This is a genomic window from Actinomycetota bacterium (genome assembly GCA_035536535.1).
Classification (GTDB): domain Bacteria; phylum Actinomycetota; class JAICYB01; order JAICYB01; family JAICYB01; genus DATLNZ01.
On record DATLNZ010000081.1, the window covers coordinates 1 to 18441 of the forward strand.

21 protein-coding genes are annotated in these 18441 nt (G+C 68.9%); 9 read left to right on the forward strand and 12 right to left on the reverse strand.

Going from position 1 to position 18441, the window contains the following annotated elements:
* Positions 1-300: SARP family transcriptional regulator (locus VNE62_05210; GenBank protein ID HVE91680.1), on the reverse strand; the 300-nt coding region annotated here is incomplete at its 3' end.
* A gap of 197 nt (positions 301-497) precedes the next feature.
* Here VNE62_05210 and VNE62_05215 point away from each other — a divergent pair.
* From VNE62_05215 to VNE62_05250, 8 genes are read left to right on the forward strand one after another with little or no spacing between them, the layout of a single operon-like run.
* Complete coding sequence (locus tag VNE62_05215) at positions 498-1733, forward strand: hypothetical protein (protein HVE91681.1); 1236 nt, start codon at positions 498-500, stop codon at positions 1731-1733.
* Between the two features lie 3 nt (positions 1734-1736).
* Positions 1737-3098: a hypothetical protein gene (locus VNE62_05220; GenBank protein ID HVE91682.1), complete on the forward strand. Its 1362-nt coding sequence runs from the start codon at positions 1737-1739 to the stop codon at positions 3096-3098.
* Between the two features lie 33 nt (positions 3099-3131).
* Positions 3132-4724 (forward strand): SpoIIE family protein phosphatase, encoded by a 1593-nt coding sequence (locus VNE62_05225; protein HVE91683.1) that lies wholly within the window; start codon positions 3132-3134, stop codon positions 4722-4724.
* Complete coding sequence (locus VNE62_05230) at positions 4721-5056, forward strand: STAS domain-containing protein (protein ID HVE91684.1); 336 nt, start codon at positions 4721-4723, stop codon at positions 5054-5056. Before VNE62_05225 ends, VNE62_05230 begins: the two co-directional genes overlap by 4 nt.
* 14 nt (positions 5057-5070) lie before the next feature.
* Positions 5071-5424: an STAS domain-containing protein gene (locus VNE62_05235; GenBank protein HVE91685.1), complete on the forward strand. Its 354-nt coding sequence runs from the start codon at positions 5071-5073 to the stop codon at positions 5422-5424.
* A 13-nt stretch (positions 5425-5437) separates the two neighbouring features.
* On the forward strand, positions 5438-6196 hold the full coding sequence (locus VNE62_05240) for a hypothetical protein (GenBank protein ID HVE91686.1): 759 nt from the start codon (positions 5438-5440) through the stop codon (positions 6194-6196).
* Positions 6189-7619, forward strand: a complete 1431-nt coding sequence (locus VNE62_05245; GenBank protein ID HVE91687.1) for an NAD(P)/FAD-dependent oxidoreductase — start codon at positions 6189-6191, stop codon at positions 7617-7619. The genes VNE62_05240 and VNE62_05245 overlap by 8 nt, the downstream gene beginning before the upstream one ends.
* Before the next feature lie 5 nt (positions 7620-7624).
* Positions 7625-8281 (forward strand): hypothetical protein, encoded by a 657-nt coding sequence (locus VNE62_05250; GenBank protein HVE91688.1) that lies wholly within the window; start codon positions 7625-7627, stop codon positions 8279-8281.
* Here VNE62_05250 and VNE62_05255 read toward each other — a convergent pair.
* The 10 genes from VNE62_05255 to VNE62_05300 form a co-directional block, all read right to left on the reverse strand.
* Entirely contained in the window at positions 8278-8739 is a 462-nt protein-coding gene (locus VNE62_05255; GenBank protein HVE91689.1) for a hypothetical protein, read from the reverse strand. The two genes, VNE62_05250 and VNE62_05255, sit on opposite strands and share 4 nt — an antisense overlap.
* A 42-nt stretch (positions 8740-8781) precedes the next feature.
* Positions 8782-9663, reverse strand: coding sequence for a bifunctional DNA-formamidopyrimidine glycosylase/DNA-(apurinic or apyrimidinic site) lyase (mutM, locus tag VNE62_05260; protein ID HVE91690.1), 882 nt, complete (start codon positions 9661-9663; stop codon positions 8782-8784).
* On the reverse strand, positions 9656-10360 hold the full coding sequence (gene rnc / locus VNE62_05265; protein ID HVE91691.1) for a ribonuclease III: 705 nt from the start codon (positions 10358-10360) through the stop codon (positions 9656-9658). Before rnc ends, mutM begins: the two co-directional genes overlap by 8 nt.
* Before the next feature lie 45 nt (positions 10361-10405).
* On the reverse strand, positions 10406-10657 hold the full coding sequence (gene acpP / locus VNE62_05270; GenBank protein HVE91692.1) for an acyl carrier protein: 252 nt from the start codon (positions 10655-10657) through the stop codon (positions 10406-10408).
* Positions 10654-11661, reverse strand: coding sequence for a phosphate acyltransferase PlsX (gene plsX, locus VNE62_05275; protein ID HVE91693.1), 1008 nt, complete (start codon positions 11659-11661; stop codon positions 10654-10656). Before plsX ends, acpP begins: the two co-directional genes overlap by 4 nt.
* 9 nt (positions 11662-11670) lie before the next feature.
* The gene (rpmF, locus tag VNE62_05280) at positions 11671-11850 is read right to left on the reverse strand and encodes a 50S ribosomal protein L32 (GenBank protein HVE91694.1); all 180 of its coding nucleotides are present in this window, start codon (positions 11848-11850) and stop codon (positions 11671-11673) included.
* A gap of 66 nt (positions 11851-11916) precedes the next feature.
* Positions 11917-12450, reverse strand: a complete 534-nt coding sequence (locus VNE62_05285; protein HVE91695.1) for a DUF177 domain-containing protein — start codon at positions 12448-12450, stop codon at positions 11917-11919.
* Positions 12451-12539: 89 nt separating this feature from the next.
* Entirely contained in the window at positions 12540-13088 is a 549-nt protein-coding gene (locus VNE62_05290) for an ATP synthase F0 subunit B (protein HVE91696.1), read from the reverse strand.
* Positions 13085-13573 (reverse strand): pantetheine-phosphate adenylyltransferase, encoded by a 489-nt coding sequence (gene coaD, locus VNE62_05295; protein HVE91697.1) that lies wholly within the window; start codon positions 13571-13573, stop codon positions 13085-13087. Before coaD ends, VNE62_05290 begins: the two co-directional genes overlap by 4 nt.
* Positions 13570-14118, reverse strand: a complete 549-nt coding sequence (locus tag VNE62_05300; GenBank protein ID HVE91698.1) for an RsmD family RNA methyltransferase — start codon at positions 14116-14118, stop codon at positions 13570-13572. The genes coaD and VNE62_05300 overlap by 4 nt, the downstream gene beginning before the upstream one ends.
* Positions 14119-14220: 102 nt before the next feature.
* On the opposite strand from VNE62_05300, the gene VNE62_05305 reads away from it, so the two are divergent.
* Positions 14221-15984: an ATP-binding protein gene (locus VNE62_05305; GenBank protein ID HVE91699.1), complete on the forward strand. Its 1764-nt coding sequence runs from the start codon at positions 14221-14223 to the stop codon at positions 15982-15984.
* A 6-nt stretch (positions 15985-15990) separates the two neighbouring features.
* Here the strand turns inward: VNE62_05305 and recG are convergent, their stop codons facing one another.
* Entirely contained in the window at positions 15991-18309 is a 2319-nt protein-coding gene (gene recG, locus VNE62_05310; protein HVE91700.1) for an ATP-dependent DNA helicase RecG, read from the reverse strand.
* Positions 18310-18441: the final 132 nt, after the last annotated feature.

An 18441-nucleotide genomic window follows, 5' to 3' on the forward strand; every position in this document is an offset into this window, starting at 1 on the left:
CTCGTCCATGGAGATCGAGTGTCCGCCGACGACCAGACCCCGTCCACCAAGGGCGGCCCTCAGGACCGACAGCGTCCTGCGCAGCGCTCCCTTGGCCCGGTCCTCCGGCAGCTCCGGCCACAGCAGCGCCGCGAGATGCTCACGTCTCACCGGCCCCGCGATCACGGCCAGGTACGCGAGCAGGGCCACGGCCTTGCGGGTGTCCACGTGCATCGGATGCCCCGTGACCCGCACCTCCGGGGGGCCCAGGAGCCGGATGTCGACCTGCGCCTGCGACTCGGGCGTGGTTGCGGTCTTCACGGCGTTCCGATCGTCCTCGGCGAGGCAGCAGGAGCAAAACCGTAACGGTTTCAGGACGACGTATTGCCAGGCTATGGCGTCGCTGGGGCATCAGCGACCGGGACGACCGCCGCCGGGGGCTGTGGCTTGGCCCCCGGGGGCGGGGCCGGTAGGGTCTCTGGGTCGCGCCAATCGGCACGCCGGATCAGGGGGTACAGATGCGAAAGCACCACGTTGCCGCCGCGCTCGTGATGGCGCTGGCGATGTCCGGCTGCGCCGGCCAGGGGGCCGAGTCGGAGGGCGGCGACAAGCGCACCGTACTCGCCGACTACAGCCACGACGAGTTCGCGAGCTTCTTCCTCGACTACTTCCCCGGAAAGGTGAGCGTCCGCCCCGGGGACACCGTCGAGTTCCGGCAGACCTGGACCGGCGAGGCGCACAGCGTGACGATGGGCACTTTGGTCGACCACATGATGAGCCTGGTCAAGCCCTACAAGGAGGCCGCGGAACGGGGCGAGGAGATACCGGACGAAGAGCCTCCGGAGGTCGCGAAGGCCTTCGAGGAGCTCCCATGGATGTTCGAGGATGAGGGAAGCGTGGCGCAGAACGCAGCCGTCCCCTGCTACCTCCGGGAGGGCTCTCCCCCCAAGGACGCCAACGCCCCCTGCGAGCCCAATCAGCGCAAGCAGCCGGCGTTCGACGGACGCTTCAGCTATTACAACAGCGGCTTCATCCCCTACACGGGAGCCAAGGGAAACATCTTCCGCGTGAAGATGGCTGAGGACATCAAGCCGGGAACCTACAGCTACTACTGCAACCTCCACGGTCCGTTCATGAGCGGCGACATCGAGGTGAAGCCGAAGTCCGCCTCAATTCCCTCCCAGGAGCAGGTGAACCGGCAGGCACGGCGCGAGATCCAGCAGGCGTCGGCCCCGCTCAAAGACATCTTCGGCCTGGCGCGAAAGGGGAAGCCGGTCGAAGTGTCCGAGGGAGTCACTATCGCGTCACCCTTCTCCGGCCTGGGGGCCGAGAAGGTGGAGCACGCCGGCATCAACGAGTTCATCCCAAAGACGCTTAAGGTGAAAGCTGGCGAGAAGGTCAGCTGGAAGTTTGTCGGCTACCACACGATCAGCTTCAATGTCCCCCGTTACTTCCCCATCATCGAGACCAGCAGCAAGACCGGGAAGGTGACCCGCAACCCGAAGCTGGACCCTCCCGCGGGCGGGGCGCCCAAGGTTGAACTTCCGGACTTCGACGCCCCCAAGCCGGAGGGACCGCCGCAGCCCAAGGTCGTGGATGCCGGCACCTGGAACGGCAAGGGCTTTTACTCCTCCGGGCTCATCGGCTCTCCCCCGTATCTCGAATGGAGCCTGCGCATCACCAAGCCGGGGAAGTACCGGTACGCGTGTCTGGTGCACCCACCGATGGTTGGGACGCTGGAGGTGCAGGCCTAACCCATGCCCAGACGCCGGGGCCGCGACGAGGGCCGGCGCAGGACGTCGCTGCTCGACGTCGTCGTGCTGGTCTTTCTGTCGGCATACGCGGCCGGCGCCGTGCTGCTGCTCGCCTTGGGTATCGGCTCGGTCGTGACCGCGGCCTCCGACTCGCTTCATGAGTCCATGCACCTGCGGGGGCTCGGGACGGACCTGATAGCCAGAGCCGCGATCAGGCTCGCGGACGCCTCGCACCGGCTGCAGCCACCGGGACAGATCGCGCTGGACTACACCTTCAGCGTCTTGAACCTCGCCCTGGCCGGGTTCCTGGTCTGGCTGCGGTCGCAGGACCGGACCGCCCGGCTGCTGGCCATTGCCATGGTGGGGACAGCAGCGGTGTTCAACCTCCAGGCCCAGAGCACCTACGAGGCGGTGCCACTGACGTCGCTGGAATCGCTCGTGCAGGTCGTGACCCACGTGATCGCCGGACTGGCCTACGTCTCGGCCCTGCTCGCGTTTCCGGACGGCCGCTTCGTCCCCCGGTGGCACCCGGTCGCCAAGGCCCTGCTCTACCTGCCGGCAGTCGCGGGAGTGATGTACCTGTCGCTGGGGACGGAAGGCACCGCTCGTCCGGCGGCGCTGATCACGTTCTTCGGCCTGCTTGTCCCCGCCGCCGGCGTCGCCGCCCAGGCCTACAGGTTCCGAAGGTCGCCGTCTCCCCAGGAGCACCAGCAGGCGCGGCTGCTGTTCTGGTCCCTGCTGCCCGCGCTGGCGCTGGGGATCTTCTTCCTCGCCACCCAGGGCATCGGTGCCACCGGCGGCACGACCCTGGTCGGCAGGCCTCTGGGCGAGATGCCGGTAATCGTGTTCCGGCTGTTCCAGCCCGTGTTCGCGATCGTGCCGATCGCCCTGGCCGTCGGGATCCTGCGCTACCGCCTGTGGGACATCGAGCGGGTCATCAACCGCACGATGGTCTACGGCGCGCTCACGGTTCTGCTGGCAGCCGGATACACGGCAGCCGTCTTCCTGCTCGGGCAGCTGTTCCGGCCGATCACCCGCGGGTCCAACCTCGCCGTCGCCGCCTCGACGCTGGCGATGGCTGCTCTCTTCGGCCCCCTGCGCCGCAGGCTGCAGGCTTCTGTGGACCGCAGGTTCAACCGCAGCCACTACGACGCGGTTCGCACCCTGGAGACGTTCACCTTCAGGCTCCGCGACCAGATCGACCTGGACACACTCACGGACGAACTGCGGGACGTGATCGGCCAGACGATGCAGCCGGCCCACGTGACGCTTCTGCTCCGGGACGGCTCCACCGGGCGGATCACCAGCGGCTCACCCGGATCCGGCCCGGACGCCACGAAGGGTGCCACCGGCCGCGGTTCGTAACGTTTTCGGGACGACGGAGGGGTAACAAGGGGTATGGCGAGGACGATTCGCAGGGGAATACGCAGGGGCTTCCAGCAACCGGGGGCCGAGCAGCCGCGCGTGACGGCCCCCGCGCAGGCGGCGGACGTCCACATCGCGCCCACCGACCCGATCCTGGAGTACTTCCGCAGTGCCGACGGCCCCGTGGACCTCGAAAAGCTCGTCTGGCAGTCGCCGGGACTGCAGGCGCTGCGCGATGCCGGAGTGAAGCTCGTGGTCCCGCTGGTCAGCCAGGGCGAGCTGATCGGCCTGCTCAACCTGGGCCCCCGGCTTTCGGAGCAGGAGTACTCGACCGACGACCGCAAGCTCCTCGAGAACCTGGCCTCCCAGACGGCCCCGGCCGTCCGTGTCGCGCAGCTGGTGCGCGAGCAGGAGGCCGAGATCCGCAAGAGCGCCCTGTACGAGCAGGAACTGCAGATGGCGCACCTCATCCAGAACAACCTCCTGCCCAAAGAGCCCCCACAGCCGGAAGGGTGGTGCTTCGCGGCGCACTACCAGTCGGCGCGCGAGGTGGGCGGCGACTTCTACGACTTCATCGACCTGCCGGACGGCCGCCTCGGCATAGTCATCGGCGACGTCACGGACAAGGGCGTCCCGGCCGCCCTGGTGATGGCGTCGGTGCGCAGCCTGCTCAGGGCGGCCGCACAGAGGCTCGTCCACCCGCCGGAGGTCCTGCAGCGGGTGAACGACCAGTCCTGCCCGGACATGCCGCCCAAGATGTTCGCCACGTGCCTGTACGGCGTGCTCGACCCCGCCTCCGGCCGGTTCCGGTTCTCCAACGCCGGACACAACTTGCCGTACCGCAAGACCTCCGATGGCGTCGAGGAGCTTCGCGCCCGGGGAATGCCGCTCGGACTCATGCCCGGGATGGCCTACGAGGAGAAGGAAGTCGTGATCGAGCCGGGTGAGACCCTGCTGTTCTCCAGCGACGGGATCGCGGAGGCACACAGCGCCGCGGGGGAGATGTACGGCTGCCCCCGGATGATGCAGCTGGTCGCGCGGCACCCCGGCGGCGCCACGATGATGGACGGGCTGCTGGAGGACCTCTCGTCGTTCACGGGGCCCAACTGGGACCAGGAAGACGACATCACGCTCGTAGCCGTCGAGCGCAAGCACCAGGCCGCCCGTCCGGCGCAGCCAGATCGCGGAGGCCAGATGGTGGAGAGGTTCAGCGTCCCCAGCAGTCCCGGAAACGAGCGGGAGGTCATGGCGAAGGTGGCGGAGATGGTGGCCGACGCCGGATTGGAGCCCCGGCGCCTCGAGAAGCTGAAGACCGCGGTCGCGGAGGCGACCATGAACGCGATCGAGCACGGCAACAAAAACGACCCGGACGTGCCAGTCGAGGTCGCCGTGACCAGGGACTCGGACTCTATCCGCGTCCAGATCTCCGACCAGGGCGGTGAGGTCCCGGTCGCCGCCGCCGTGGACCCCGACCTCGACAAGAAGATCGCCGGGCAGCAGACGCCGCGCGGCTGGGGACTGTTCCTGATCAAGAACATGGTCGACGAGATGAACGTCGCCACCGAAGGGTCACGACACACGGTCGAGCTGGTCGTGAACCTGTCCCCACAAGGAGAGTCCGAATGAGCGAGTTCGAGGCGGTGGTCCGGCAGACGGGATCGACGGCCGTTATGGACCTGAAGGGCCAGATCGACTCGGGCGCCGACCGCAACCTGTCGGAGGCCTACGAGAAGGCCACACAGAACGGCGCCACCTGCATCCTGCTGAACTTCGCCGAGGTCGACTACATCAACTCCACGGGCATTGCGCTGGTCGTGGGGCTGCTCGCACAGGCCAGGGCGTCCGGACGGGAGATCCGGGCTTGCGGCCTGAGCGACCATTACAAGGAGATCTTCGAGATCACGAGGCTCGCGGACTTCGTGAGCATCTTTCCGGACGAGGCGAGCGCAGTCGCGTAGGCGGAGGGGGCGAGATGGCACAGGGCACAGCGAGCATGGACGTCAGGAAGGCCAGCGACCGGGCGAGCATCGTAGACATAAGCGGCGACGTCACGGCCGGATCCGAGGCGGTGCTTATGGACGCCTACGAAAGGGCCACGGGAGAGTCTACGAACGCCATCGTCCTGAACTTCAGCGGCCTGGACTACATGAACAGTGGCGGGATCGGCCTGCTGGTGACTCTTCTGGTGAGAGCGAACCGGCAAAAGCAGAAGCTGCTGGCGTTCGGGCTCAACGAGCACTACAAGCAGATCTTCGAGCTCACGCGCCTCGACGAGGCCATCGGGATCCACGACAGCGAGTCGGCGGCCCTGGCCGCCGCGGGCTAACAGGAGGCGGGGCATGAGCGATCCCAACGAGGGGCAGGAGCAGACTTCGCGCGACGCGCAGTTCTGGTCGAAGCCCGTGTCGAGGCTCAACGTCTCGGACGTCCCCGCCGAGGCGCTGAATCGCAACGTCGAAGGCCGGCGCGTCGTCGGCCCGATGCAGGGCTTCGGAAAGATGTGGCAGAAGACCTACCGCACTGCCCTGCCCGGCGTGACGGTATCGCCCCAGGAAGTCATCGCCGCCTGGAAGCAGAACTTCGGAAGCTTTTGGCCGGAGGGCAACCGCTTTTACGGGCCGCTGACGGGCATCGCGCCCGGCGACGTCGCCGTCCTGAACCTCAAGATGCCGGGCAAGCTCACGCTGTCCACGGGCGTGCTCGTGCTGTATGCCGACGACGAGTCGTTCACGCTGATGACCCCCGAGGGGCACATGCTCGCGGGCTGGATCACCTTCAGCGCCTTTGAGGCCGACGGGACGACCACGGTGCAGACGCAGGTCCTGATGCGCGGACAGAACCCCCTCACGGAAGTCGCGCTCGGACTCGGCGGCCACCGCAAGGAGGACCGCTTCTGGCAGGACACGCTGACCAACGTCGCGCGCCACTTCGGGACCGAGGCCGACGTGCAGACGGAAGCCGTGTGCGTGGACCGCAAGCGCCAGTGGAAGATGGCCGGCAACATCTGGCAGGACGCGGGCATCCGCTCCGGGCTGTACATGATGGGCGCTCCCTTCCGGTGGATGGCCAAGCCCTTCCGCCGGCGACGGGATGGCTGAAGCCCCCGACGCAGTCGTAGTCGGGTCCGGACCCAACGGCCTCGCCGCGGCGATCGAGCTCGCCCGCTCCGGGCTGTCCGTCACCGTCTACGAGGCGGCCCCGACCGCCGGCGGGGGGACCCGATCCGCCGAGCTGACGCTGCCGGGCTTCGTCCACGACGTCTGCTCCGCCATCCACCCCCTCACACTCGCCTCTCCGTTCATGCGAACCCTGAAGCTGGAGGACCACGGGCTGGAGCTCATACAGCCCGATGCGCCCCTGGCCCACCCGCTGGACGACGGCTCGGCTGTGGTCGTCGAGCGCTCGGTGGCCGCCACTGCCGAGCGCCTGGGCCCGGACGGCGGCGCCTGGCAGAAGTTGTTCGACCCGCTCGTGGCCCGCGCGCAGGGCCTTGAATACGACCTGCTCGGCCCCCAGCGCATCCCCCGCCACCCCCTGCAGATGGCGGCATTCGGACTCCGTGCCATCCGCTCAGCCTCCGGTCTCGCCCGCTCCAGGTTCAGGACCGCCCCCGCCCGTGCCGTTTTCGGCGGAATCGCCGCGCACTCCTCGCTCCCGCTCGACTCGGCGATGACCGGGGGCGTGGGCCTCGTCCTCGGGATGTACGCCCACGCGGTCGGCTGGCCCATGGCGAAGGGCGGTTCGCAGGCGATCGCAGACGCAATGGCATCGGTCCTGCGAAGCCTCGGCGGCGCGGTCGTCACCGGGCAGAAGGTGGGCTCGCTGGCGGAGCTCCCGGCATCGCGGGTCGTGATGTTCGACGTGACGCCGCGGCAGGTGCTGTCGATCGCCGGGGACGCGCTGCCGGGCAGGTACCGCCGGGCGCTGGACCGGTTCCGCTACGGCCCGGCGTCGTTCAAGGTCGATTGGGCGCTGGACGGTCCGGTCCCCTGGAAATCACCGGACGTGGCCCGGGCGGCGACGGTCCACGTGGTGGGGACCCTGGAGCAGGCCATGGAGTCCGAGGCGGCCCCCTCGGCCGGACGTCACGCCGACCGTCCGTACGTCCTTCTCGCCCAGCAGAGCCTGTTCGACTCCACGCGGGCCCCGGCCGGCAAGCACACGCTGTGGGGCTACTGCCACGTGCCCAACGGGTCCGACGTGGACATGACCGAGCGCATCGAGGCCCAGATCGAGCGGTTCGCACCGGGGTTCCGCGACCTGGTGGCGGCCCGGGCCGTGACGGGGCCGGCGGGCATGGAGGCCTACAACGCCAACTACGTCGGCGGCGACATCAACGGGGGGGCCCAGAACCTGCGCCAGCACCTGGCGCGGCCGGTGGCGCGAATGGTTCCCTACGCGACCCCCAGCCCCAGGCTGTACATCTGCTCGTCGTCGACGCCCCCGGGCGGCGGGGTCCACGGGATGTGCGGCTACTGGGCCGCCAAAGCCGCGCTCAACCGCACCTTCAAACGGCGTTAAGGCCCATGCAGCGGCTCCCGTGGGTCGACCGGTGCGTCGTCTGCGAGCGCACGTGCCCTTACTGCGGCCGGCCGCTCGAGCAAGACACCGAGGAGCCGTATCCGGAGGGCCCCGGCCCCGGCGGCGTCAGCTGCGCGCACTGCACCTACGACTTCACCGCCCCGCACGCGGACGGTGATTGCGAACTGGTCCGGGTCGATGCGGCCAGTCCGCACTTCCACCACGTCCTGCCCCGCTACGTGGTCACGTGGATCGGCGACAAGCCGAGCGTGAGACCTCTGGAGCGGCCGTCGCGCACTCCCCCGGACCTCCTGGTGCTCGACGCCGAGCTCCCGCCGGACACCCTCCCAGGCCATCGGGTAGTGCTGAAAAGAGTCGAATTCGCCGAACACGAGTTCACGCTCAGCTACGATCTGCGCCCCTCGATCGCCGAGGAGCCAAGCCTCTACCTTTTCGCTCACGACGAGCTGGGGCACCGGTACCCGACCAATAGCTGTCAATGGAGCCTCGAACCAGGCGAAGCCTCCCCCTGCGAGGTCGAATACGGCGCCCCCTTCGCCGGACGACGGCTGACTCTGCTTGCTCAGCGCTGCGAATCGGAGAGGGTGGCGGTTGAGCACTGGGTGAGATTCGAGGTGCAGCGACCGCCGAGTGGCGGCTAGCTGACGGAGATGCTGGTGACGCGGAGGCTGGCCGCGCGCGCCGGGAGCTGGCCCCCCACGGGCGGCAGCAGGACGACCTCGATCTCCCGGGGCCCGGGGGCCGAGACGGTCAGCCTCGGCGCCGCCGTCTTTAGCTGCCCGCGGTAATCGCCGGCGCAGTGCTCTCCGACGCCCACGACCCGCAGGCACACCGTCACGGCCTGGGAGCCGGTGCCCGTGGGCTGCGTCAGGACATACTCGGCCGTGATCACCGAGGAGCCGCCCAGGTTCCGGCGGATGCCGACGGCCCCCTCGCCGCTTTCGTAGCCGGGGCCGGACCCGGTCGTGATCACGCCTGAGAACTGGTCGGCGGTTCCGCGGGAATAGTCGTACGGGCCGAAGGTGGTGTCGGCCTGCGCAGGCACGGCCCACGCTAGGAGGGCCGCCGCGAGTGTGATGGTGGCTGCGATGCGGCGCATTTCTGTTACCAGTGTGCCAGGGGGGTCAATACCCCGCACGAATTACTGGGCCGGGGGCTGGTGGTTGGACTGGCACTGCGGGCAGTAGAAGTGCGACCGGTTGCTCACCCTCAGCCTCTTGACGGGGGTGCGGCAGCGCCTGCAGGGCAGTCCGTCACGCCCCACCACCGCCAGGTGGTCCTGATGCTCGCCGGCGATGTCGTACAGGTCCCGCCACTCACCGTCCGAAAGCGTCGTCCCCCGGTGCTTGATCGCATCCTGCAGGATCTCCCCCACGGCGCGCGAAAGGCGTCGAGTCTCGTTGGAGGTCAGCGTGCTGGAGGGGCGGTCCCAGGGCAGCCCCGCCTGGAACAACACCTCGTCGGAGTAGATGTTGCCCAGCCCGGCGATGAACTCCTGGTCCATCAGCAGCGACTTCATCTTCACGTTGCGGTTGGAGACCATCTCCCCGAACTGCTGCCATGGAATGGGGTCGTTGATGGCGTCCAGGCCCAGGTGTCCCAGGGCCTGCTCAAACTCTTCCTGCCCCGCTATAAAGCACTCCCCGAAGCGGCGCGCGTCGAAGTAGCGCAGCTCGGGCGCACCCGTGAACGCCAGGACCACGTGGGTGTGCTTGTCCGGAGGCCTCTTCGGCGTCGCGCGGACCAGGTGTCCGGACATGCCCAGGTGGAAGACCAAAAACTCCTTGGTGTCCAGCTCGAAGATCAGGAACTTGCCGCGGCGCGACAGAACCTTGACCTTGGCCCCCACGAGGTGTCGCTCGAAGTCCTTTGGGGTGAAGTCGTCCTTGACCACCTTGCGGGGGCCGGGCTTGACCTTTTTGACGAACTTGCGCGACTTGAGCTCGGCGGACTTGATCCGCTTGCCCATGTACTCGCGCTCGAGCTGGCGGCGCAGGACCTCCACCTCGGGCAGCTCAGGCATCTTTAGCCACCTCCTGCAGCGTGTCCTCTCCGGCCATCCTCGCCACGGCCTCCGTTGCGGCGGCCTGCTCGGCCTCCTTTTTGGACCGCCCTTCCCCGCAGCCGTAAAGCTCCGAGCGCACGAACACCTCGGCGCTGAACTTCTTGGCGTGGTCGGGTCCCACGCCGGAGACGCGATAGGTGGGCAGGATCCCGTGGCGCCGCGTCACCCACTCCTGCAGCCGCGTCTTGGCGTCCTTGGGGACCTCCTGGCCGATCGCCGCCTTGATCCTGTCGCCGAACAGCTTCCGGACGACGGACCGGATTCCCGCCATGCCCCTGTCCAGGTAGACGGCTCCGATCACCGCCTCCAGCGCGTCGGCCATGATCGAGGGCTTGTCGCGTCCGCCCGTCATCAGCTCCCCACGTCCGAGCCGGACCGCGGGGCCGAGCCCCAGCTCGACGGCCACACCGGCCAGTGCGGGAGCAGACACAAGCGACGCCCGCAGCTTGGCGAGGTCTCCTTCGACGTAGGTCGGGAACCGCTTGAAGATGATGTCGGTGATCACGAGGTTCAGGACGGCGTCCCCCAGCAGCTCGAGGCGTTCGTTCGTCTCGAGGAGCCCCGCCTCGTAGGCGTAGGACCTGTGGGTGAGGGCCAGGTCGAGCAGGGAGGGGTTGCGGAACCGGACCCCGAGGCCCTCCTCGAGGACTGCCATCGAACCACTGTGGTCGCTTTCGTCCTGGGAGGCGTTTGCCATTCCCTACTCAGAGGTGGCCACGCGCTCGGCGACGTACTCCACGGCGTCGCCGACCGTCCGGATCCCCTCGAGCTCGTCGTCGGGGATCTCCAGGTGCAGCTCCTCCTCCAGCGACATTGCAAGCTCGACCAGGGCGAGCGAGTCGGCACCCAGATCCTCCTCCAGACGCGTGTCGAGCGTGATCTCCGAGGAATCCGTCTCCACGAGTTCCGACAGACGGCTGCGTATGAGCGTGAAGATCTGGTCGCGGGTCAACTCGCTCCTCCCCCTGACAATCGCTCCGTCACGCGCTGCACAAGACCCGACTCCACCGTCTCCGAGGCGACCCGGACGGCGGCAAACACGGCCTCGGCGTTAGACGAGCCGTGGGCGATTATACAGACCCCCTTGACCCCCAGAAGCTGAGCCCCGCCGGTGGCTTCGGGACTCAGCGACTCACGCAGCGCCAAAAGGCCCGGCAGGACCGCCTCGAGGGCCCGGCGCGCCTCCTCCGAGGCCGTGAAGACACCCATAAGCTCCGCCATCAGGAACTTGGCGAAGCCCTCCATGAGCTTGAGCGCCACGTTGCCGGTGAACCCGTCCGTCACCACGACGTCGACACCTCCCGACGGGATGTCCCGGCCCTCGATATTGCCGACAAAGTTGATGGGGGCCTCTTGGAGCAGCGGAAAGGCGCCCCTGACCAGTTCGTTTCCCTTTCCCGGCTCCTCTCCGATGCTCAGCAGTCCGACCCGGGGGGCCTCCAAACCCAGCCTGGCCTCGGCGAACACCGACCCCAGGACGGCGAACCCGGCCAGGTGCTCGGGACGAACGTCGGCGTTGGCGCCCGCGTCCACCAGCACTTTGGGGGCGCCGGGAAACGGCAGGACCGCGGTCACCGCCGGACGGGAGACCCCCGGCAGACGGCCCATCTCCAGGACCCCGGCCGCCAGGGCCGCCCCGGTCGGGCCCGCGGACAGCGCCGCGTCCGCCCGGCCCTCCCGGACCAGCCGGGCGGCGACAGAAACCGACGAACCCCTTGTGGACCGCACAGCCCGGGCAGGATCGGATGCGTCGGCGGCGATGACGTCCGGCGCCTCCACCACCTCCAGGCCGTCGCCGGGCCCGGCCCCTTCGGAGCTCAGGCAGGACCCGATGACGTCCGGACGTCCGGCCAGCAGGACCTGTATCCCCAGCTCACGCTGAGCACGGACCGCTCCGGCGACTATCGCGCCGGGGGCATGGTCGCCCCCCATGGCGTCGACGGCGATCCGAGGCACGCCCCGGGGCTACTCGAGGTCCAGGATCTGGCGCCCGTCGTAGGTGCCGCAGTGGGGACAGACGCGGTGCGGCAGCTTGGGCTTGTGGCACTGGCCGCACGACGAGTTGGCGGCGGGATCCACCCGCTTCCAGTGCGCCTTGCGCTCGTCGCGGCGCGCCTTCGTCTTGCGTCTTTTGGGCGTGGGCATGAGACGGCTCCTCTATTGTGCAGCGACGAGACTACCCGATCGGGGCGGTCCTGACCTGCTCCGGGCTCACTCCCGCGCCTGCCGTCCCCCGTCTTCCAGCAGCGCCCGAAGCGGGCCCCACCGCTCGTCGCCCTCGTCGGAGATGCAGTCGCAGGTCCCGGCGTTGAGGTTGGCGCCGCACTGGGGGCACAGGCCCTTGCAGTCCTCGCGGCACAGGGGGTTTGCCGGCAGCTCCAGGAGCACCCCGTCGCGGGTTACCACCCCGAGGTCCACCATTTCTCCGCCCTGGACCTCGTAGCCCTCCTCCCACACGTCGTGGGTGGGGCGGTAGACCTCCGCGACCTGTACCCCGAAGTCGCTCCTGGCCTCCTCAAGGCACCTGCGACACGTGACCGTGTAGCGACCGGTGATCGAGCCGCGGACGTACACGGCCTCCCCGTCCACAGCCTCCGCTGTGAGCTCGAAATGCAGCGGCTCGTCCGGCTCGACGCGAGCCATCTCCAGGGCGAGGTCCTCGACGGGCTCGTCGAACGAAAGCTTCCGCTGGGTGCCCGGGTGCTTGAGGAGCTCGACGACGTTGAGCGCGAGCCTGTTGCGCATGGGGAGTCCATGATACCGGCGCGCCGGCCCCAATCCTCGCGACGCAGAGGGAGGGGTGCGGCCGGGGCCGGTCCGGGCCGGCCCCCGGGTCAGCGGGCGGGCGGCGGCGTGATCGGCAGGGGGGCCGAGATGGGTCCGGAGATCTCGCCGGAGTCTTCGAGGTTGAGGGGCGGGACGTCGTCGGCCGCGGCCTCCAGCCGGCGGCGAAGGGTCTCACGGCTGCGGGACACCGAGCCCAGGACCTTGTGGAGCCTGATCTCGAAGTTGGCCAGCTTGGCGTCGACGTAGTCGTCGGCCTGGGTCTTGAGTCGCTCCGCGGCCTCCTCGGCCTGCGAGACGATCCGGTGGGCCTCGGCGTTGGCGCCCTGCACGACCTCGGTTCGGGCGACGAGTCTCGCCCTCTCGGCCCTGCCCTGGTCCACCAGTCGCTGGGCCTCGGCCTGGGCCTCGGCGAGCGTCCTCTCCCGCTGCTCCAGGACCCCCTGCGCCTGCTCGTGCTCCTGCGGCATCGACACGCGCAGCGCGTCCAGCAGCCTCAGTCCCTCCTCTTTGTGGATGACCACCGAGGCGGACAGGGGTGCCTTTTTGGCGTTGCGGATCAGGGCATCGAGCTGGTCGATCGTCTCCATGTAGCTCATCGTGTCTCCTCGTGATCGGGCCGCAGCTTTGCGGCCAGCGCCCGCTCCACGTTGGTGGGGACGAGTCCCTGTACGGACCCGCCGTAGCGGACAACCTCTTTCATCAGGCTCGCCGAAAGGTAGGAATAAGTCGGGTTGGTGGCCATGAACGCCGTCTCGACTCCCATCCGGGCGTTCATCTGAGCCATTTGCTCCTCGAAATCGTAATCGGACACGGTCCGCAGTCCGCGGACGATCACCTGCGCGCCCACCCGGCGGCAGAAGTCCACCGTCAGTCCCTGGAAGGCCTCCACCTTCACGCCGAGGTGGGACGTCGACTCGACCAGCATGTCCACACGCTCGTCGATCGTGAACAGCGAATGCTTGGCGGGATTCTCAAGCACCGCCACGACCACATGGTCGTACACCCGGCAGGCGCGGTCGATTATGTCCAGGTGCCCGTTGGTCACGGGGTCAAAGGACCCGGGGCAGCAGGCGGTCGTCAATCTTCCTCCCGGCGGTAGACGAGCACCCGAGTATCCCCGTAGCGACGGTCGGCTTCCAGCACGTAACCCGCGGCCGGCGGGGGCGGACCGGCTCCCTTGCGTCCCTCGCAGACCACCCTGCCGCCACGCGGGACCGCGGGAGCCACGCCCTGCACCGCCGCTACCAGCGCCGCGGGGTCCGAATACGGCGGGTCGGCGAAGACCAGGTCGAACGGGCCGTCGGACTTCGCCCTTGTCTTGAGGTAGCGGCCCGCGTCGCTGCGCCGGAAGCCGGCGTGCTCCTCGAGCCCGGCCGCAACGGCGTTGGCTTTGGCGGCGGCCACGGCCGAGGCGTCCCTGTCCACGAACACCGCCGAGTCGGCTCCCCTGGACAGGGCCTCCAGCCCGTAGGCCCCGGACCCGCAGTACAGGTCCAGCACCCGCGCGCCGGGGACGAACGCCGCCAGCGACGAGAAGATCGCCTGCCGCACCTTCTCGCTCGCGGGACGAGCGCCCGCGGGAACCCTGAGCCGGATGCCTCTGGCGTCGCCGCCCGAAATCCTCACCCCCTCATTGTCGCCCCCCGGACGAGGGACCGGGGGAGCCGGGACAGGTGGCGCTGTGGGCGTACGCTTGGTACGGCATTGGATTCCACCGGAGGAGGCGCAGTGGCTGTCTTTGCGCCGGGGACTTCCTCGGCTCCCGGCTCGGGTGCCGAGCCCGTGGGCCTGGCAGTGCTGCAACTGCTCCCCCGCGGACGAAGCCTCACCGACGAGTCCTGGGCCCGGCGGCACAGGGCGATCCTCGCCCTGCTCTGGGTCCACGTCCTCGCTATTCCCGTCTATGCGCTCGCCCGGGATTACTCGCCGTCTCACGCAGCTTTGGAGACACTGCCGCTGGCGGTCCCGGCTCTGGTGGCCACCCTGGTCAAATCCGGCCGTCGCGTCCGGGCGGGCGCCGCGACCTTTGGCCTGCTGTCGGCATCCGCCGTCCTGGTCCATCTGTCCGGCGGTTTGATCGAGATGCACTTCCACTACTTCGTGATGGTCCCGGTCATCGCCCTGTACCAGGACTGGTTCCCGTTTTTGATGGCGATCGGCTACGTCCTGTTCCAGCACGGCCTGGCGGGGCACCTGTTTCCGGAGTCGGTCTACAACCACCCGGCCGCGCAGAGGAACCCGTGGACCTGGGCTTCGATCCATGCTTTTTTCGTCGCCGGACTCAGTACCGTTTGTCTTTCCACCTGGCGCTTCAACGAATCGGCTCTCATCGAGGGCCGCCGGTCGCAGCAACACGCTGAGCGCACGCTCGGGGTCCTGACGGCGACCCTGGAATCGACTGCCGATGGGATCCTGGTCGTGGACCGCGACGGCCGGATGACAAACTTCAACCGCAAGTTCGTCGAGATGTGGGGCATCCCCGGCGACATCGAGCAGTCCCGGGACGACAGCGCGGCGCTGAAACACGTCGCGGACAGCGTGGTCGACCCGGAAGCCTTCATTGCCAAGGTCACCGACCTTTACAAGCAAAGCGTGGGCACCGGCATGGATGAGATCCAACTCAAGGACGGGCGGGTCTTTGAAAGGTTCTCCCAGCCGCTCATGGTGGGAGACGACGCGGCCGGCAGGGTCTGGAGCTTCAGGGACATCACGGATCGCAAGACCACCGAGGAATCCCTGCGGGAGTCCCTGGCGCGCGACAGGGAGGCGGTCGAGCGGCTCAAGGCTCTGGACGACTCCAAGAACATGCTGCTCAACGCGGTGTCCCACGAGCTTCGGACGCCGCTCACCTCGATCCTGGGCTACGCCGAGCTGCTGGACTCCGGGCAGGCGTCCGTTCAGCCGTCCCAGCGCACCGACTTCCTGCGGCGGATCCGGGAGAACGCGCTGAGACTGCAGTCGCTTCTGCTGAGCCTTTTCGACATCGACCGGGTGGCGCGCGGGGTTCTGGAGCCGCAACGCCTCCCGACGGACGTGGCCGACCTGACCCGCAATGTGGTCACCGGGATGAACCTGCCTGAAGGGCGGGTCCAGATGACTCTCGAGCCGGTCACTGCCGACATCGACGCCGGGATGATCGAGCGCGTGGTCGAGAACCTGGTGGGCAATGCGGTCAAGCACACGCCCAAGGACGTTGCCATCCGCGTCCGTGTGCAGCCGGTGCCGGACGCCGTCCTTATATGCGTCGAGGACGAGGGACGGGGCGTGCCCGAGGGACTGAAGCAGGCCGTGTTCGAGCCTTTCGTCCAGGGAGACACCCCAGGGCACTCCCCCGGCACCGGGATCGGACTGTCGCTGGTCGCACGATTCGCCCAGCTGCACGGGGGCCGCGCATGGGTGGAGGACCGGCCCGGCGGAGGCGCGGCGTTCAAGGTTCTGCTTCCGACCGAGGCGACCGAGGCGACCGAGGCCCCCGAGGCTGCGGCCAGTTAGGCCGGATCAGCCCCGGAACAGCCAATCCACAACCCCGGAGAAGCGCCGGGAAACCTCGTCGCGCAAGGCAGCGTGTTCCGGGCGGCGCAGCTTGGGGTCGGCCTCCACCAACTCGAAGGCGGCCTTCCGTGACTCCACCACCACCGGGTAGTCCTCCACCAGCCGGGCCACCTTGAGGTCGACCAGACCCGCCTGCCGGGTGCCGAAGATCGTCCCTTCGCCGCGGATCTCCAGGTCCTGCTCGGCCAGGTAGAAGCCGTCGTTGGACGACGCTATAGCCTCGAGACGGCGTCGGCCCTCCTCGGTCTTTTTGCCGGAGAAAAGGATGCAGCGGCTGGGCCACGACCCCCGCCCGATACGTCCGCGGAGCTGGTGCAGCTGCGAAAGCCCGAACCGCTCCGCATCCTCGATGAGCATCACCGTCGCCTCCGGCACGTCGACTCCCACCTCGACCACGGTCGTGGAGATGAGCACGGAGATCTCGCCCGACCTGAACTCGCGCATCACGCGGTCCTTGTCGGCCGGGCGCATCTGTCCGTGCATAAGTCCGACCGAAAGGTCCGGGAACACCTTCGTTCGCAGCCGCTCGGCCTCCGCGACGGCGGCCTTGGCCGCCAGGGAGTCCGACTCGTCCACCAGCGGGCAGATGACGTAGGCACGGCGTCCCTGACCCACCTCCTCGCGCACCGCGTCGTAGGCGCGGTCCCTGGCGCGCTCGTCGTCGCCGTCCACAAGCTCCGTCGTGATCGGCTGACGGCCGGAGGGCAGCTCGTCGAGCACCGACACGTCCAGGTCGCCGTACAGCGTCAGGGCCAGGGTCCGCGGGATGGGAGTGGCCGTCATGATGAGGACATCGGGGTCGTCGCCCTTTTCGCGCAGCAGGACTCGCTGGGACAGTCCGAACCGGTGCTGCTCGTCCACGACGGCCAGTCCGAGCCTGTCGAACCCGACATCTTCGGACAGCAGCGCGTGCGTTCCACAGGCGACGGCGATGTCGCCGGATCGCAGTCTCATCACGGCGTCGCGGCGCACGGAGGCCGGTACCGACGAGGTAATCAGGGCGACGTCGACGCCGACCGGCTCGAGCATCTCGCGCACCTTGCGCGCGTGCTGCTCGGCCAGGACCTCGGTGGGCGCCATGATCGCCGCCTGCGACCCGGACCCGGCCGCCACCAGGGCCGCGTGCACGGCGACCAGCGTCTTGCCGGAGCCGACCTCGCCCTGCAGGAGCCTGTGCATGGGCCTCGGCCGGGCCATGTCCGAGGTGATCTCGGCCATCGCCCGCGACTGGGCGGCCGTGGGCGCGAAGGGCAGCGTCTCCAGGAATCTGCCCGGCAGGCCGGAGGCCGGATCGTGGGCGATCCCCCGCACGTCCTGCTCCAAGTGCCTCTTGCGCAGAGCAAGCGCCAGCTGAAGAACGAACAGCTCCTCGAACACCAGCCGCCGGCGCGCATCCGACACGTCCTCTGGGGCCTTCGGAAAGTGGATGCGCCGGCTGGCCAGGTCGCGCGACAGAAGGTTGCGCTCGGCGCGCACCGCCGCCGGGAGCGGGTCCGAGAGCCGCCCCAGGCGTTCAAAGGTCGTGTGCAGCAGCCGCCGCAGGAACACCGCCGACACCTGCTCGGACGCCGGGTACACGGGAACGATGCGCCCCGTGTGGACGGGGTCGTCGGACGACCCGATCAGGTCATAGGCCGGCCCGGACATCTGAGGCCGTCCGGCGCGCGCCTCCACCTTGCCGGAGAAGGCGGCCTGGGTGCCGGGCGAAAGCTGCCTGGCCCTCCAGTCCTGGTTCCACCAGACGCATTCGAGGTAGCCGGAGCCGTCCCCCACCGTCACCCGCACGAGCCGGCGCCCGTTGCGAGTGCGGTCGACCTTGGAGTCGCGCACGGTGGCCAGGACGGTGGCCACCTGGCCAACGCGCAGCTCGCGGATGGTCCGGACGGCTCGGCGATCGAGATAGTCGCGGGGCAGGTGCTCGACGAGGTCGCCGAGCGTCCGCAACCCCATCGAGTGCATCTTCGCCGCGACCTTCGGCCCGACCCCCGGAAGGCTCTCGACGGGATCCTTCAGCGACGCCGAGCCGCCACCCGGCGCCGGCGTCGGCGCCGGAGGGACCAGCAGCGACAGTCGCAGGCAGGCCTCCTCGCGGTCGGCTGCGTTCTTCAGACCGTAGGACGCAAAGGCGGCCATTGCCCACGACCTGGCCGCTCCCCCGGCTTTGCGGTCGGCGTGCAGGTGCCGCTGGACGCTGGCCGAGAACCCGCCGAGCAGCCCGCGGTCCGGACAACCCATCGCCTGCTCGCCACGCACCGCCTCGCGCATCGCATCAGCCTATGGGGGGGCCGGGACAGCTCAGGCCAGGGAGTCCTCCCAGGCCTGGGACAGCGCCGCCCACCGCCCCGGCTGGAGCACCAGGTCGCCGGGGGACCCGTCCTCGACGACGCCCCCGTCCTC

What these genes read in the sequence shown, in the direction of transcription:
- VNE62_05215 (HVE91681.1), top strand. Translation starts at nt 498, where the DNA reads ATGCGAAAGCACCACGTTGCCGCCGCGCTCGTGATGGCGCTGGCGATG.
- VNE62_05220 (HVE91682.1), top strand. Translation starts at nt 1,737, where the DNA reads ATGCCCAGACGCCGGGGCCGCGACGAGGGCCGGCGCAGGACGTCGCTG.
- VNE62_05225 (HVE91683.1), top strand. Translation starts at nt 3,132, where the DNA reads ATGGCGAGGACGATTCGCAGGGGAATACGCAGGGGCTTCCAGCAACCG.
- VNE62_05230 (HVE91684.1), top strand. Translation starts at nt 4,721, where the DNA reads ATGAGCGAGTTCGAGGCGGTGGTCCGGCAGACGGGATCGACGGCCGTT.
- VNE62_05235 (HVE91685.1), top strand. Translation starts at nt 5,071, where the DNA reads ATGGCACAGGGCACAGCGAGCATGGACGTCAGGAAGGCCAGCGACCGG.
- VNE62_05240 (HVE91686.1), top strand. Translation starts at nt 5,438, where the DNA reads ATGAGCGATCCCAACGAGGGGCAGGAGCAGACTTCGCGCGACGCGCAG.
- VNE62_05245 (HVE91687.1), top strand. Translation starts at nt 6,189, where the DNA reads ATGGCTGAAGCCCCCGACGCAGTCGTAGTCGGGTCCGGACCCAACGGC.
- VNE62_05250 (HVE91688.1), top strand. Translation starts at nt 7,625, where the DNA reads ATGCAGCGGCTCCCGTGGGTCGACCGGTGCGTCGTCTGCGAGCGCACG.
- VNE62_05255 (HVE91689.1), bottom strand. Translation starts at nt 8,739, where the DNA reads ATGCGCCGCATCGCAGCCACCATCACACTCGCGGCGGCCCTCCTAGCG.
- mutM (HVE91690.1), bottom strand. Translation starts at nt 9,663, where the DNA reads ATGCCTGAGCTGCCCGAGGTGGAGGTCCTGCGCCGCCAGCTCGAGCGC.
- rnc (HVE91691.1), bottom strand. Translation starts at nt 10,360, where the DNA reads ATGGCAGTCCTCGAGGAGGGCCTCGGGGTCCGGTTCCGCAACCCCTCC.
- rpmF (HVE91694.1), bottom strand. Translation starts at nt 11,850, where the DNA reads ATGCCCACGCCCAAAAGACGCAAGACGAAGGCGCGCCGCGACGAGCGC.
- VNE62_05285 (HVE91695.1), bottom strand. Translation starts at nt 12,450, where the DNA reads ATGCGCAACAGGCTCGCGCTCAACGTCGTCGAGCTCCTCAAGCACCCG.
- VNE62_05290 (HVE91696.1), bottom strand. Translation starts at nt 13,088, where the DNA reads ATGAGCTACATGGAGACGATCGACCAGCTCGATGCCCTGATCCGCAAC.
- recG (HVE91700.1), bottom strand. Translation starts at nt 18,309, where the DNA reads ATGCGCGAGGCGGTGCGTGGCGAGCAGGCGATGGGTTGTCCGGACCGC.